The sequence below is a fragment of the Sporosarcina sp. P7 genome (assembly GCF_002743425.1).
In the GTDB taxonomy this organism is placed as follows: domain Bacteria; phylum Bacillota; class Bacilli; order Bacillales_A; family Planococcaceae; genus Sporosarcina.
Window position 1 is genome coordinate 43,970 of the sequence record NZ_PDZF01000002.1, and the last position, 14,508, is coordinate 58,477.

15 protein-coding genes are annotated in these 14,508 nt (G+C 41.5%); all 15 read left to right on the plus strand.

The genetic code is table 11. The annotated features are described in order from the left end of the window. The first annotated feature begins 7 nt into the window (after positions 1-7). The 15 genes from rnc to CSV60_RS02895 all read left to right on the plus strand — a co-directional run bounded on the left by rnc (position 8) and on the right by CSV60_RS02895 (position 14,472). Complete coding sequence (gene rnc / locus CSV60_RS02825) at positions 8-775, plus strand: ribonuclease III (RefSeq protein WP_099635934.1); 768 nt, start codon at positions 8-10, stop codon at positions 773-775. A gap of 2 nt (positions 776-777) precedes the next feature. After that, the gene (gene smc / locus CSV60_RS02830) at positions 778-4,335 is read left to right on the plus strand and encodes a chromosome segregation protein SMC (protein ID WP_158233145.1); all 3,558 of its coding nucleotides are present in this window, start codon (positions 778-780) and stop codon (positions 4,333-4,335) included. A gap of 12 nt (positions 4,336-4,347) precedes the next feature. Next, complete coding sequence (gene ftsY / locus CSV60_RS02835; RefSeq protein ID WP_099635936.1) at positions 4,348-5,370, plus strand: signal recognition particle-docking protein FtsY; 1,023 nt, start codon at positions 4,348-4,350, stop codon at positions 5,368-5,370. A 63-nt stretch (positions 5,371-5,433) separates the two neighbouring features. After that, the gene (locus CSV60_RS02840; RefSeq protein ID WP_085133213.1) at positions 5,434-5,760 is read left to right on the plus strand and encodes a putative DNA-binding protein; all 327 of its coding nucleotides are present in this window, start codon (positions 5,434-5,436) and stop codon (positions 5,758-5,760) included. 12 nt (positions 5,761-5,772) lie between these two features. Further along, complete coding sequence (gene ffh / locus CSV60_RS02845; protein WP_099630894.1) at positions 5,773-7,128, plus strand: signal recognition particle protein; 1,356 nt, start codon at positions 5,773-5,775, stop codon at positions 7,126-7,128. A 92-nt stretch (positions 7,129-7,220) separates the two neighbouring features. Then, the gene (rpsP, locus tag CSV60_RS02850; protein WP_029052320.1) at positions 7,221-7,493 is read left to right on the plus strand and encodes a 30S ribosomal protein S16; all 273 of its coding nucleotides are present in this window, start codon (positions 7,221-7,223) and stop codon (positions 7,491-7,493) included. A 15-nt stretch (positions 7,494-7,508) separates the two neighbouring features. Next, the gene (locus CSV60_RS02855) at positions 7,509-7,742 is read left to right on the plus strand and encodes a KH domain-containing protein (protein ID WP_099630895.1); all 234 of its coding nucleotides are present in this window, start codon (positions 7,509-7,511) and stop codon (positions 7,740-7,742) included. A 76-nt stretch (positions 7,743-7,818) separates the two neighbouring features. Then, a complete protein-coding gene (rimM, locus tag CSV60_RS02860; protein WP_099630896.1) occupies positions 7,819-8,334 on the plus strand; it encodes a ribosome maturation factor RimM in 516 nt (171 codons plus the stop codon). Continuing rightward, positions 8,334-9,071 carry a tRNA (guanosine(37)-N1)-methyltransferase TrmD gene (gene trmD, locus CSV60_RS02865; RefSeq protein ID WP_143560695.1) on the plus strand — a complete coding sequence of 246 codons (738 nt, stop codon included), beginning with the start codon at positions 8,334-8,336 and terminating at the stop codon, positions 9,069-9,071. The genes rimM and trmD overlap by 1 nt, the downstream gene beginning before the upstream one ends. A 127-nt stretch (positions 9,072-9,198) precedes the next feature. Next, a complete protein-coding gene (rplS, locus tag CSV60_RS02870) occupies positions 9,199-9,543 on the plus strand; it encodes a 50S ribosomal protein L19 (RefSeq protein ID WP_099630898.1) in 345 nt (114 codons plus the stop codon). A gap of 103 nt (positions 9,544-9,646) precedes the next feature. After that, entirely contained in the window at positions 9,647-10,213 is a 567-nt protein-coding gene (gene lepB / locus CSV60_RS02875; RefSeq protein WP_369802711.1) for a signal peptidase I, read from the plus strand. An 18-nt stretch (positions 10,214-10,231) separates the two neighbouring features. Beyond that, positions 10,232-11,086 carry a ribosome biogenesis GTPase YlqF gene (gene ylqF, locus CSV60_RS02880; protein ID WP_099635937.1) on the plus strand — a complete coding sequence of 285 codons (855 nt, stop codon included), beginning with the start codon at positions 10,232-10,234 and terminating at the stop codon, positions 11,084-11,086. Positions 11,087-11,201: 115 nt separating this feature from the next. Continuing rightward, positions 11,202-11,972 carry a ribonuclease HII gene (locus CSV60_RS02885; RefSeq protein WP_099635938.1) on the plus strand — a complete coding sequence of 257 codons (771 nt, stop codon included), beginning with the start codon at positions 11,202-11,204 and terminating at the stop codon, positions 11,970-11,972. Then, positions 11,972-14,188 carry a hypothetical protein gene (locus CSV60_RS02890; protein ID WP_099635939.1) on the plus strand — a complete coding sequence of 739 codons (2,217 nt, stop codon included), beginning with the start codon at positions 11,972-11,974 and terminating at the stop codon, positions 14,186-14,188. Before CSV60_RS02885 ends, CSV60_RS02890 begins: the two co-directional genes overlap by 1 nt. Continuing rightward, positions 14,185-14,472: an EscU/YscU/HrcU family type III secretion system export apparatus switch protein gene (locus CSV60_RS02895; protein ID WP_099630903.1), complete on the plus strand. Its 288-nt coding sequence runs from the start codon at positions 14,185-14,187 to the stop codon at positions 14,470-14,472. Before CSV60_RS02890 ends, CSV60_RS02895 begins: the two co-directional genes overlap by 4 nt. Positions 14,473-14,508 lie beyond the last annotated feature (36 nt).

Below are 14,508 nucleotides of genomic sequence, written 5' to 3' on the forward strand. Positions count from 1 at the left end.
GTAGTTTATGAAAAATAAGAGAACTTTGAAAGAAAACGTATCACACCCTACATTGCCACAAGCTGTACGCGAGAAATTTAGTACACTCCAGCAGAAACTAGGTGTTCAATTTCAGGATGAGAATCTATTGTATAATGCATTTACCCATTCATCCTATGTCAATGAACATCGTCGCAAGAAATTTTCCGATAATGAACGATTGGAATTCCTTGGAGATGCTGTATTAGAACTTGGGGTATCTAAATTTTTATTCCGAACAGAACCGGCAAAAAGCGAAGGGGAACTGACGAAACTTCGTGCAGCGATTGTTTGTGAGCCATCACTTGTTAAGTTTTCAAATGAATTGAACTTTGGAGACTATATTCTTCTTGGTAAGGGGGAAGAACTAACTGGTGGGAGAATGCGCCCTGCGTTATTAGCAGATGTATTTGAAGCGTATATCGGTGCGCTTTACTTGGATCAAGGCATGGAAGTCGTTGAAGAGTTTCTAAAGCGAATCGTTTTTCCGAAAATTAGTATCGGAGCTTTTTCGCATGTGACAGATTATAAGAGTCGCCTGCAAGAATTGGTGCAACAAAAAAATAACGGACCCCTTCAGTATGAAGTCATTGAAGAAAAAGGTCCTGCACATGCGAAAAAGTTTGTTACAGTAGTTAATCTGAATGAACAACCACTTGGAAAAGGAATTGGTAAGTCCAAGAAAGAAGCCGAACAGGAAGCTGCCCGTCGTGCGATAGAACATTTATTGATGCAGACAACCGAAGGGGAGAACTAATCGTGTTTTTGAAGAGGCTGGAAATCGCAGGCTTTAAATCTTTCGCGGAAAAAATCCATATAGACTTTGTACCAGGAGTAACGGCCATCGTAGGACCTAACGGAAGTGGAAAGAGTAATATTATTGATGCGATTCGTTGGGTGCTCGGTGAACAATCTGCAAAATCATTGCGTGGCAGTAAAATGGAAGACGTTATTTTTGCAGGCAGTGACTCACGGAAAGCAGTTAATTTTGCAGAAGTCACACTCATTTTGGATAATACTCAAAATCTATTTCCGCTTGATTACACGGAAATCAGTGTAACTAGAAGGGTTTTTCGATCTGGAGATAGTGCATATCTTCTGAACGGCCAGACCTGTAGGTTAAAGGACATCACCACGCTATTTATGGATTCGGGATTGGGTAAAGAAGCATTCTCCATTATTTCGCAAGGTCGGGTAGATGAGATCTTGAATAGCCGTGCTGATGAAAGACGCAATGTCTTTGACGAAGCGGCAGGTGTCTTGAAGTATAAAACCCATAAACAGCAAGCGGAGCATAAATTATTTGAGACGACCGATAATTTAGATCGTGTACTGGATATATTGAAAGAAATTGATGATCGACTTGTTCCTCTTGAAAAAGAAGCAGGTTCGGCTCGTAAAGCTTCAAATTTGCGTTCTGAACTTCGAGAGGCAGATGTTCGTTTACTCCATCACGACGCTTCTACTTTGCAACAGCAGATTTCTGAAAAAGCGGCAGTTGTGAAAAATGATGAAACTGAACAGCGAAAGATTTCGGATACTCTTACACAATATGAAAACGATCTGGATATTGATAAGAAGGTTCTTATGACAGTAGAGCTTCAACTGGATGAGTTCCAAAATGAATTGATTAAACAGACAGCAGAAGCTGAAAAGTGGGAAGGTAGAAGATTGCTGTCCGTTGAAAAGACCCGCAATACGAAGCAGCAAGTGGAGCGTATTAGACAAGAGCTGCAATCAGCAGAAGACACTCAACGAATGGCAAAAGATAAACATCGTGCTATGCAGATGAAGCAGAAAACTGCTCAGCATGAACTTGAAGAAGTGACGAAAGAAAGTAAGCAAGTCACGGCCATGCTAAACAGTTCATTAAAAGAAACAGAACAGCAAATTGAACAGTTGAAATCAGTTTATATTGAGCGCCTCAATGAAGAGGCCACTGTGCGCAGTGAAATCAGGCATGTAGAGGAGCGGCTTCAGGGAGAAAAGTCTTCTACAGAAAAGATTACAGTTCAGACTACATTACTTTCCGAACGCAAGCGACAATTAGCTAAAGACCAGCAAGAAAAAAACGAGCAAAAAAAGACTGTTCAGAAACAGCTAGATGAGCTAGAAAAGTCAGCTAGAGCTTGTCAGCAACAATTAACAGAAGAAGAGCAACGTCTATCTACGCAACAGCAAATTCTGCAGAAAGCATTGCGTAAACAATCCGAAATGCAAGGAAGACTCCGTGCCCTAGAAAGTCTTGAAAAGGATTTTTCGGGGTTCTATTCTGGTGTCAAAGAAGTACTTCATGCAAAGAAACAACAACGTATACAAGGGATCGAAGGAGCTGTAGTAGAACTCATTAAGACAGAGCCAGCCTACACAAAGGCAATCGAAACAGCCCTTGGCGGTGCTATGCAACACATCATTACCACGACTGAGCATGATGCAAGACAAGCCATCGGTTATTTAAAAACGAAAAACTTCGGTCGCGCTACGTTTCTTCCTATGGATATCTTAAAGCCGCGTGAGCTTCCTATAAATAGCCGACATGTACTCTCCCAACAGCAGGGCTTCATCGGTACGGCATTTGAACTCATTCAAACGTCTGCGGCATATGAGTCGGTTGCCAAAAACTTATTGGGTCAGACGATTATTGCGAATGATCTTGAAGCTGCATCAGGTTTAGCTAAAACGATAGGACACCGCTTTCGCATAGTGACACTTGATGGGGATATTATAAACGCAGGCGGTTCATTGACCGGTGGCGGTGCCAAAGGGCAGACCACGCTATTTTCCCGCAAGGCTGAGCTTGAGACTCTTACCAATCAACTGCAAAAAATGGATGAATCTATTCAACAGGCTACTGCACAAACGTCTGAAACTCGTAATTTAGTGGGTGCGAGTTTACATCTTCGTGATCAATTGCGCGTAAAGTTAGAGGAAACCCAACAGAAAAAGTCCATCATTCATGCATCATTACAAGAAACCGAAATGGAATTGCGTTCTGTCGAAATGGAAATATCCACAATTGAAATCGGACGTACTGACACAGTCTCTGCAGAAAAGCAGTTATCGACCAAAAAACGAAATTTACAAACTCGGCATGAAGTATTGAAAAGTGAACTTCAAGAGACGTTAGAAAAGCTAGAAGGTTTAGAGAGACTAGTAGAGAATAGACGTGAAGAACAACAGTCATTACAGAAGAGATTACATGACTTACAGCAAAAAAGTGCTGTATTAAAAGAGCAGAACGCCTATCATTCAAGCAGTATTTTGGAAACCATCACTCAAATAGATGAGTTGGAGTTGACAATTAGCCGCTTGCGAGAAGAACAGCACTATGTGCAGGAGTTTGTGATCGGTAAGGAATTAACACCTGAAGAAATAGAGAAGCAGAGTCAGCAAGCAAATGATACAAAAAAACACTTGCAACAAACGATTGAGATAGAAAAAGCTAAGCGTGTTCAGCAAGCTACACGTGTTCGTGATCATGAAGAGCGTATAAAAATGATCAGACAACAGGCAGGTATTATTTCCGAACGCTTGAACACACTGAGGATTCAATTATCCAGGCTTGAAACACAGTTTGAAACGGTCAAAGATCGACTGGATGAAGAGTATGGCTTACGACCGAATGAATTGCATTTTGAATCATTGGATATTCCGCTACTACGCAAGACGGTAGAAGATTGTAAGCAACAACTAGCTATAATAGGACCTGTCAACCCGAATGCAATTCAGGAATTCGAAGAAGTATCTGAGCGTCATGAGTTTTTACAATCACAACGGAATGACTTGGTCGAAGCTAAAAATACGTTACAAGAAGCTATGGCGGAAATGGATCAGGAAATGAAGAGTCGCTTCGAGACGACGTTTGAAGCAATCCGCAGCCATTTTCGCCGCGTGTTTAAGGATATGTTCGGTGGGGGAGAAGCGGATCTTGTTTTAACGGATCCAACCAATTTACTGACTACCGGAATTGATATCATGGCACGACCTCCAGGAAAGAAGTTGCAGAATTTGCGTTTATTATCTGGCGGGGAACGTGCGTTAACTGTTATTTCCTTGCTGTTCTCTATTCTAGAAGTTCGGCCTGTACCCTTTTGCATATTAGATGAAGTGGAAGCAGCACTGGATGAAGCGAATGTGGTACGATATAGTAATTATTTAAAGAAAGTTTCGGATCAGACGCAATTCATCGTGATCACACATCGAAAAGGCACGATGGAGGGTGCAGACGTCCTATACGGCATTACGATGCAAGAATCAGGTGTTTCGAAATTGCTTTCTGTTAAACTATCTGAAGTGGCAGAAGAAATCAGTAGCTAAGGAGTGAAATGAATGTCTTTCTTCAAGAAGATTAAAGATAAAATATCAGGAACAAACGAAGCGGTAGCGGAGAAGTTTAAAGATGGACTGACCAAGACACGCGATTCATTTACATCCAAAGTAAACGATTTAGTGTTTAGATTCCGTGTCGTCGATGAAGAATTCTTCGAAGAACTGGAAGAATTATTACTTCAAGCGGATGTTGGTTTTGAAACCGTAATGGAATTAATTGATTTACTAAAAGAAGAAGTGCAACGTAAGAATATTAAAAACACGACAGGTATGCAGTCATTGATTTCTGAGAAGCTTGTAGAAATTTATAATTCAGGTGAAGCAGTTACCAGTGAATTGGATATCAAAGAAGATAGACTAAACGTAATTTTGATGGTTGGCGTGAATGGTGTGGGTAAAACGACAACGATTGGTAAAATGGCTGCCCGCCTTAAAAAAGAAGGGAAAACCGTTATGTTAGCTGCTGGAGATACATTCCGCGCAGGTGCCATTGAACAGCTTGTTGTCTGGGGAGAGCGTACGGGCGTAGAAGTCGTACGCCAGGCGGAAGGTTCGGATCCAGCTGCCGTTATTTTTGATGCGGTGAAAGCAGCTAAGAAGCGTAACGTGGATGTTTTAATCTGTGATACAGCAGGTCGCTTACAAAATAAAGTGAACTTGATGAATGAGCTGGAAAAAGTACATCGCGTTATTGGCCGCGAAATTGAGGGGGCCCCTCATGAAGTATTGTTGGCATTGGATGCGACAACTGGACAGAACGCATTAATTCAAGCGCAGACATTTAACGAAGTAACGAATGTTACGGGTATTGTATTGACGAAACTAGACGGTACAGCGAAAGGTGGTATCGTGCTCGCGATTCGCAATAAGCTCGAAATTCCGGTGAAGTTTGTTGGCCTTGGTGAAGGCATCGATGATTTACAACCTTTCGACCCGGAGAAATATGTCTATGGATTATTTGCGAACGGATTAGAAATGGAAGAAACAGATGATCATGAAGCTGAAATCGAAGAAGACAAGTAAAAGTACTTGACGGCAATACACATGCGCGATACTATATAATAGTGACTGAAGGGGGTCGTGATCTTGCTTGAAAAAACGACAAGAGTGAACTTCCTCTTTGATTTTTATCAATCATTATTAACTGACAAACAACGTTTATATATGCAATTATATTATTTAGATGATCTTTCTCTCGGTGAAATCGCTGAACAATATGGTGTATCGAGACAGGCTGTGTATGACAATGTGAAACGGACTGAGGCAATGCTCGAAGATTACGAGAAGAAACTCAATCTGTTCGAAAAACATGAAGGTCGACTTGAAATTGTAGAGTTGCTAGAAGAAATGGTGCCTACCGAAAATTCAAATCGCTTCATGAAATTGCTACATACCTTAAAAGACTTTGAATAGGGGGGATTGTCTATGGCATTTGAAGGTCTAGCCGAACGCCTGCAAGTAACAATGAACAAAATTACGGGCAAAGGTAAAATTAACGAAGCTGACGTAAAAGAAATGATGCGTGAAGTACGTTTTGCACTAATTGAAGCAGACGTTAACTTGAAAGTCGTTAAACAATTTGTCAAGACGGTCAGCGAGCGCTCAGTAGGTCAGGATGTAATGAAGAGTTTGACACCTGGTCAGCAAGTGGTAAAAATCGTAAAAGACGAATTAACGAATCTAATGGGTGGAGAACAAAATCCCATTCAATTCGCGCGTAAATCGCCTACGGTCATCATGATGGTAGGTTTGCAAGGTGCTGGTAAAACAACAACTACCGGTAAATTGGCTACAGTTTTACGTAAAAAACATAATAAGAAACCTTTGCTTGTAGCGGCAGATATATATCGCCCAGCAGCGATCCAACAACTCGAAACCTTAGGTAAACAAATCACTGTGCCTGTATTTTCTATGGGTACCGATCAGTCTCCTGTTGAAATTGCTCGCAAAGCAATGGAAGAGGCAGAACGTGAGCATAATGACGTCGTAATCATTGATACTGCAGGTAGACTCCATGTAGATGAAGAACTTATGCAAGAATTGAAAGATATTCGAGAGTTAACGAATCCTGATGAAGTATTCCTCGTAGTGGATGCCATGACAGGTCAAGACGCTGTCAACGTGGCAAAAAGTTTCGATGAGACAATCGGAATCACTGGCGTCATTTTGACAAAACTTGATGGGGATACACGTGGTGGTGCAGCGTTATCAATTCGTACCGTTACTGAAAAGCCTATCAAATTTGTCGGTATGGGTGAGAAGATGGATGCACTTGAACCATTCCATCCAGAACGTATGGCGTCACGAATACTTGGCATGGGCGATGTCATGTCTTTGATTGAAAAAGCACAAGAAAACGTGGATGAGGATAAAGCGAAAGAGTTAGAGCAGAAATTGCGCACACAAAGCTTTACACTTGACGATTTTCTTGATCAAATGCAACAGGTGAAAAAAATGGGACCACTCGACGAAATTTTAAAAATGATGCCGGGTGCAAACAAGATCAAAGGACTCGACAATGCCAAAGTGGATGAGAGTCAAATGGGGCGTGTAGAAGCCGTCATTTATTCCATGACGCTTGCAGAACGGGAAAACCCAGAAATTATTAATGCGAGCCGAAAAAAAAGAATTGCTACAGGATCAGGAACTTCTACCCAGGAAGTCAACCGTTTGCTAAAGCAGTTTGAAGAAATGAAAAAAATGGTTAAGCAAATGACCAACATGCAACAAAAAGGTAAGAAAAAAGGTAAAATGCCTGGTTTTGATGCGTTTTTTAAATAAAATAGAGGGTGTTAAGAAAAAACCCTTTACAAACAAATAAAAACTTGGTAATATACTATCTTGTGTGAAACTATTCGGAGGTGTAGATAATAATGGCAGTTAAAATTCGTCTAAAACGTATGGGAGCTAAAAGATCTCCTTTTTATCGTATTGTAGTAGCTGATGCACGTGCACCACGTGACGGCCGTCAAATCGATCAGGTTGGTACATACAACCCGCTTACAAAGCCAGCAACAGTTGAAATCAACGAAGAATTGGCTTTGAAATGGCTTCAAGATGGAGCTAAACCATCTGATACAGTTCGTAACTTGTTCTCAGAACAAGGTATCATGGAAAAATTCCATAACGCTAAATACAGCAAGTAATTTGGAGGGGTGGACATGAAGCAGCTGATTGAAACAGTTGTAAAACCGTTAGTCGATTACCCGGACGACGTGAAAGTGGTATCTGAAGAACAGTCTCAACGAGTCGTTTATCAGTTATCAGTGAATGCGGAGGATATGGGTAAAGTGATCGGGAAACAAGGTCGTGTGGCAAAAGCGATCCGTACGATTGTTTACTCAGCAGCAGGCAGCCACCACGGCAAAAAAGTGTATTTGGATATCTTGGATTGATCCAAAAGGAAGGAGCCTCGGTTCCTTCCTTTTTTGCACGTATAAATACTTTTACTCATATAATGGAGGCGAAATAATGGAATGGTTTAATGTAGGCACGATTGTTAATACACATGGTATTAAAGGTGAAGTACGTGTAATGTCCAAAACAGATTTCCCAGATGAGCGATATGAAGTGGGAAGTGAGCTCGCGATCTTCATGCCGAAAAGCAAAGCACCTACATTCGTGAAGGTGATCAGTCATCGGAAGCATAAAAACTTTGATTTACTTATGTTTGAAGGCTATCCGAATATTAATGACGTCGAGAAGTTCCGAGATGGCGTAATCAAGGTCTCGGAGAAAGAATTGACAGAACTCGGAGAAAATGAATTTTACCATCATGAAATCATTGGGTGCCGCGTGATTACAGAAACGGGAGACGAGATCGGTACGGTTTCTGAAATTATCGAAACAGGCGCAAATGATGTATGGGAGGTAACGCCTGCTGAAGGCAAGCCGCATTATATCCCGTATATCGAAGATGTGGTAAAAGATGTGGATATAGATAAGCAAATTATCAAAATTGAATTGATGGATGGGTTGCTTTCATGATGAAAATCGATGTGCTCTCTTTGTTCCCCGAGATGTTTGAAGGTGTATTTCATTCTTCAATCATGAAAAAAGCGCAAGAACAACAAGCCGCATCGTTTAAGGTTACAGATTTTCGTGACTACGCAACAAACAAACATAGAAAAGTGGATGATTATCCGTACGGTGGTGGCGCGGGAATGGTACTAAAACCCGAGCCTCTCTTTGCGGCTGTAGATGCTGTCACAAGTTCAAGCAGTAGTAAGCCGCGCGTTATCTTAATGTGTCCGCAAGGCGAACGGTTCACGCAGAAGAAAGCGGAAGAACTAGCGAAAGAGCAACATCTTGTTTTCATTTGTGGTCACTATGAAGGATACGATGAAAGAATCCGTGAACATTTGGTTACGGATGAAATTTCACTTGGCGATTTTGTATTAACGGGTGGTGAGGTAGCTTCTATGGCCATCATTGATAGTGTAGTGAGGCTACTCCCTGACGTGCTAGGAAACGATCAATCGGCTGTCCACGATTCGTTTTCAACGGGTATGCTAGAACATCCACAATACACTCGACCCGCTACTTTCAACGGCTTTGAAGTGCCTCCTGTGCTGTTGTCGGGCAATCATGCAGAGATTGATAAGTGGAGGGAAGAGCAGGCATTCCTTCGCACGGCACAGCGTCGTCCAGAATTATTGCAAGAAGCACCCTTAACAGATTATCAGAAAAAGCTCTATCAGCAATGGATACAAAAAAGAGACTAAATTTGCTTGATTCGTTAACAGGCGTGTGCTATGATTTATTAAGCGCTTTTTAAGAGCGTCTATTTTACTGTTGTTCCGCTGCAAAGCAAAACGTGCAAGAGCATCAGAAAAGAAGGAGAGAAAAAACATGCAAAAACTAATTGCAGATATTACAAAAGAACAGTTGCGCACTGAACACCCTTCATTCCGTCCTGGCGATACACTTCGCTTGCACGTGAAGATCATCGAGGGAACTCGTGAGCGTATTCAGTTATTCGAAGGTATTGTTATCAAACGTCGCGGTGGCGGAATCAGCGAAACTTTCACTGTACGTAAAATTTCAAATGGTGTTGGAGTGGAACGTACATTCCCATTACACACGCCTAAGCTAGCTCAAATTGAAGTAACTCGTCGCGGTAAAGTTCGTCGTGCGAAGTTGTACTACCTACGTAAACTACGTGGTAAAGCAGCGCGTATCAAAGAACTCCGCTAATAAGATAAACAGAAACGAAGGGGGCCTTGCATTTGGCCTCCTTTCTTTTTGCTCAGAAAGACAATTGGCTGTACAATAAAAACAGACAGGGCAGGAGGCTGGATTGATGGAAGAGAAAAAAACGAGAAGTGAAGGACTGGAATGGATTAAAGCATTATTGATCGCATTTGGATTAGCCGCCATTATTCGTATCTTTTTATTCACACCAATCGTCGTTGACGGTATTTCTATGATGCCAACGTTGGAACATGGTGACCGCATGATCGTTAATAAAATCGGTTATACGATTGGTGAACCGCATCGTTTTGATATCGTAGTATTCCATGCACCCGAGCAGAAAGATTATATTAAACGTGTAATTGGACTGCCAGGCGATACAGTGGAATATAAAGATGATGTACTCTATGTAAATGGTAAAGCATATGAAGAGCCGTACCTTGATCAATATAAATCGGAAGTACAAGATGGTACGCTGACGGAAGATTTTACACTACAAGATGTACCGCAAATCGATGCAGAAACAGTGCCTGAAGATCACATATTTGTAATGGGTGATAATCGTCGGAAAAGTAAAGATTCTAGACATATAGGTGCAGTCTCAATCGATGAAGTCATCGGTAGTACCAGTGTAGTATTCTGGCCGATTAAAGATTTTGGTCTTGTGAAATAATGAAAGGAGACGATTCGAATGACTATTCAATGGTTTCCGGGCCATATGGCGAAAGCGAGACGAGAAGTCTCAGAAAAACTTAAGTTAGTTGATATTGTATTTGAATTAATTGATGCTAGATTGCCACTTTCCTCACGTAATCCAATGATAGACGAAGTAACCCAGCAAAAACCAAGATTGCTTATTTTGAATAAAATGGACTTGGCGGATGAAGTTCAAACTAAACGTTGGATTGCCTACTTTGAAAATCAAGGCTTACGCACAGTGGCGATCAATTCATTTGAAGGGAAAGGTCTCCAAACAGTCACCAAGGCCGCTAAAGAAATCCTGCAGCCGAAATATGACCGCATGAAGCAGCGAGGCATACGTCCAGGGGCCATCCGTGCAATGATTGTCGGCATTCCCAATGTAGGAAAATCTACTTTGATTAACCGATTAGCGAAGAAAAATATCGCTAAAACTGGAAATAAGCCAGGTGTAACCAAAGCGCAACAATGGATCAAATTTGAGAAAGAATTAGAACTTCTTGATACGCCGGGAGTCCTTTGGCCGAAGTTTGAAGACCAGAATGTAGGGTATAAGTTAGCGTTAACAGGCGCCATTAAGGACTCGGTATTGAATATGGAAGAGCTTGCAGTATATGGACTTCGATTTTTAGAGTCGCATTATCCTGAAAGACTAGCACAGCGTTATGAAATGACAACGGTGGGCGATAATATTCAATCATTGTTTAATAAAATTGGTGAACGTCGAAAAGTATATACGGTTGGTGGAGAAATTGACTATGACAAAGTTGCAGAAATGATCGTACAAGACATCCGTGACCAGCAAGTAGGTAAATTAACATTCGATTTCCCTGAAGAATTCGAATGACTAGAAGCAACGGCTTGGAACTCTGTTTCCGAACCGTTGCTTTTTTGTCGAAAAAATCATGTAGAAACCGATATACTACTTAGACAATCATATTTTAGATGGACAGGTGAAGAAAATGACAACGATACAGCAAATAAAAAATCAATTAGCAGAGTTACAAGAACCGAATGATTGGCTTACAGAACTTGAAGCGGACAGTAGAAAAGGCGTCCAGCAAGCAATTAGTCAATGGCGCACTCGATACGAAAAAAAACAAGCGATTATTCAAGAATTTCAAAAGAAAATAGCCTTTGACAATTCATATAGATCTTCACGCGTTGTATTGATTGCAGGAATTGACGAGGCGGGAAGAGGACCGTTAGCGGGGCCGGTAGTTACAGCTGCCGTTATACTACCTGAGGATTGCACTGCCCTAATTGGATTAGACGACTCGAAAAAAGTTTCTAAGGAGAAAAGAGAAGAATTCGCCCGACTGATTAAAGAACAGGCCGTGGCGTACGCTATACACGTGCAGCCTGTTAAAGTAATTGATGAATTGAATATTTACCAAGCAACAAAGGAATCGATGGAGATAGCTATAAGTGAACTTCGGGTAGCGCCCCATGTAGTGATAGCAGACGCAATGAATCTACAGACAGCATGCCTGTGTTACTCCGTCATAAAAGGAGATGAAAAAAGCTTAACTATCGCAGCAGCTTCTATATTAGCGAAAACAACACGTGACGCTCTAATGATTGAATTACACGAGGAGTTCCCTTGGTATGGATTTAATGAAAATGCCGGATATGGAACGGCGAAACATCTACAAGGACTTGAAACGCATGGACTTTGTGAACATCATCGCAAATCTTTCGAACCGATTAAAACGATGTGGAGGGATCGATAATGAATTTACATTCATTATCTGCTACATCTGCAAGGGCTATTACGGAAACCCAACCGTTATCTCTAAAAGAAGGACAAATGATACACGGAAAGGTTACACAATTATTTCCTGGTCAAATGGCGCAAGTGCAAGTTGGAAATCAGCAGTTATATGCTAAATTGGAAGTGCCGATGCAAGCAGGAGATCATTATTACTTCAAGGTCAATGGCACTGAACCTGAATTACAGTTACAGGTCATTTCTGGACCGATGCGTGGAGAAAGCCAGTCATCACAACTAACCCAGTTAATGGAGTCATTACATGTACCTAAAACACAGGAAATGAAAGATATACTCGCGACAATTATTAAGCAAAAAATTCCTATGACAAAAGAAAATATACTAGAGGCTGTCAGTCTTCTGAAATCATTACCGGATGGAATGAAAGCGGAGGCACTAGCGACGCTCGGTAAAATCGCTGAAGCGAAACTACCTTTCACGCCAGCTATATTTCAATCACTCTTACAAGTTCAGACAAGCACGATTACGCAGCAATTGAAGACTTTGCTAGCTGGCGTACAAAGTGACTCTAATCTCCCTTCAGCGATGCGTGAGCAGCTTCTGGCGACCATTCAATCTCTTTCTTCTCCTTTAAGCACCGTGATAGGGAAAGAACTGCTGAATCAAAGTGTAGCCCAACTGCTAAATCCACAAGCTACTCAAGCAGATCGATTTACCGCGCTACAGTTATTGAAAAATGCCGCTATATTGCCTGCTCAAACATCGTTGGCCAATTTGCCACAAGTGATGGCTGAGCTGGTCACAAAAGCAAATACACAAACTGGCTATGCTACTGACGACATGGTAAATCAAAGTGATTCCAATAAAGCTATACATTCTTTAGTGAGTCAACTGAGTCAAACGCCTGCTGCAAATCAACAAACAATAAAAGCGCTTGTGCAAAATATCACGCAACAACTACCCAACGTAGCACTTCCGGAACATATGAAAAACACGTTGCGGACTGTAATTAATCAGTTGAACGAACAGCCGCTGACAGCTAGTTCCAAAGCTACTATCGTTGAGCAATTCACTAAAGTATTGACTCAAGCCACTGCAACACCAACAACCGCGCCGTTAGCACCAAGTAGCATTGCGCAACAAGCTACAGTTATCCCTGCAACTGTGCAAGCGGTCCAAGCGGCCATAAGTCAAATAAGCCAATCGCCAGTATCTGACCAAGAAACAATCAAAGTGAATATGCAGCACCTAACACAACAGCTGAGTAGTAATTCCGCTTTACCTGAATCGATGAAACAAGCATTGCAAAATATATTGAATCAATTTGTGCAACAACCAGTGACAGAGGGAGCAAAAACAGCATTAGTTGAACAACTTAGTCACACATTGATCCATCAAGCGAGCAGGCAGGATGTGCCAGTTCAGCAGCAAACGGTCATGAAGGAAGTGCAACAGTCAGTCCAGTCACTCTTACTACCATTTGATCAAGCGGATGAGGCAATTCGTGCATTAATGCAAACGGCCGAAAAATCGGGGAATATTCTAGTAAAACAACTGATCCAGACAGCTGAAGCTCAAGTGTCACAGGCGATGAACGGTGTGGTCATGAAAGAGGCTATACAACATGTATTAAGTACACTAGGCGTGAATTACGAGGCGATGCTCGGGGGGAAAGAACCTGATATCGCACATTTGGCTAGCACATTAAAACCACAGTTACTGAGCATGCTACAGGATCCTTCGTTATCCCCGCCACTGCGTGATGCAGCAGAGGCAATGGTGCTTCGCATGAATGGGACTTTACTACAGTCAGGGGATTTAGGCGCACAACAACAGCTGATCATGCAACTACCTCTCGAAATGTTCGGCAAGAAAATCGATGCTACGTTGCAATGGAATAGTCGAATGAAAGAAAACGGAAAAATTGACCCGGCCTTTGCGCGAATATTATTTTATTTGGAATTGGAATCACTGTCGACGACTTTGGTTGATATGAATGTGCAAGACAAAGTGGTAAACTTGACGATTTTTAATGATATACCTTCCTTAAAAGTAGTAGGGATCGATTTTCAAGATCAATTAAAAGAAGGTCTTGAAGGAGTCGGCTATAAACTGTCGGGTATTACTTTTAAACCATTCACGGAAAAACAGCAAGAGGTCAAATTATCAGCTAGTACCTTCCAATCAGATGAGGGAGGAGTAGATTTCAAAATATGAGAGAAGAACAACGTTTTACTAGAAAAGAGGCCATTGCACTATCCTATGACCCTGAAGTTTCGGATGCCCCGAAAGTAATAGCTAAAGGAAAAGGAAAAATTGCGGAGAATATTCTCGAGCGTGCGCAAGAACATGCTATTCCCGTACAACAAGATCCGAGTCTGCTGGAATTGCTTGGTCAATTAAATGTCAACGAAACGATACCTGAAGAACTATATCAAGCGGTATCGGAAGTATTTGCCTATATTTATCGTTTAGATCGTGAAAAAGGTAGTGTGAAGTAAGCGCATATTTAAATTGTTGGAAATTAAAGAATTTTG

Bases quoted from the DNA above. Each gene is read 5' to 3' on its own strand.
- CSV60_RS02890 (WP_099635939.1), top strand. From the start codon at position 11,972: ATGAATTTACATTCATTATCTGCTACATCTGCAAGGGCTATTACGGAA.
- trmD (WP_143560695.1), top strand. From the start codon at position 8,334: ATGAAAATCGATGTGCTCTCTTTGTTCCCCGAGATGTTTGAAGGTGTA.
- ftsY (WP_099635936.1), top strand. From the start codon at position 4,348: ATGTCTTTCTTCAAGAAGATTAAAGATAAAATATCAGGAACAAACGAA.
- rpsP (WP_029052320.1), top strand. From the start codon at position 7,221: ATGGCAGTTAAAATTCGTCTAAAACGTATGGGAGCTAAAAGATCTCCT.
- ffh (WP_099630894.1), top strand. From the start codon at position 5,773: ATGGCATTTGAAGGTCTAGCCGAACGCCTGCAAGTAACAATGAACAAA.
- rnc (WP_099635934.1), top strand. From the start codon at position 8: ATGAAAAATAAGAGAACTTTGAAAGAAAACGTATCACACCCTACATTG.
- rplS (WP_099630898.1), top strand. From the start codon at position 9,199: ATGCAAAAACTAATTGCAGATATTACAAAAGAACAGTTGCGCACTGAA.
- CSV60_RS02895 (WP_099630903.1), top strand. From the start codon at position 14,185: ATGAGAGAAGAACAACGTTTTACTAGAAAAGAGGCCATTGCACTATCC.
- rimM (WP_099630896.1), top strand. From the start codon at position 7,819: ATGGAATGGTTTAATGTAGGCACGATTGTTAATACACATGGTATTAAA.
- CSV60_RS02885 (WP_099635938.1), top strand. From the start codon at position 11,202: ATGACAACGATACAGCAAATAAAAAATCAATTAGCAGAGTTACAAGAA.
- ylqF (WP_099635937.1), top strand. From the start codon at position 10,232: ATGACTATTCAATGGTTTCCGGGCCATATGGCGAAAGCGAGACGAGAA.
- CSV60_RS02855 (WP_099630895.1), top strand. From the start codon at position 7,509: ATGAAGCAGCTGATTGAAACAGTTGTAAAACCGTTAGTCGATTACCCG.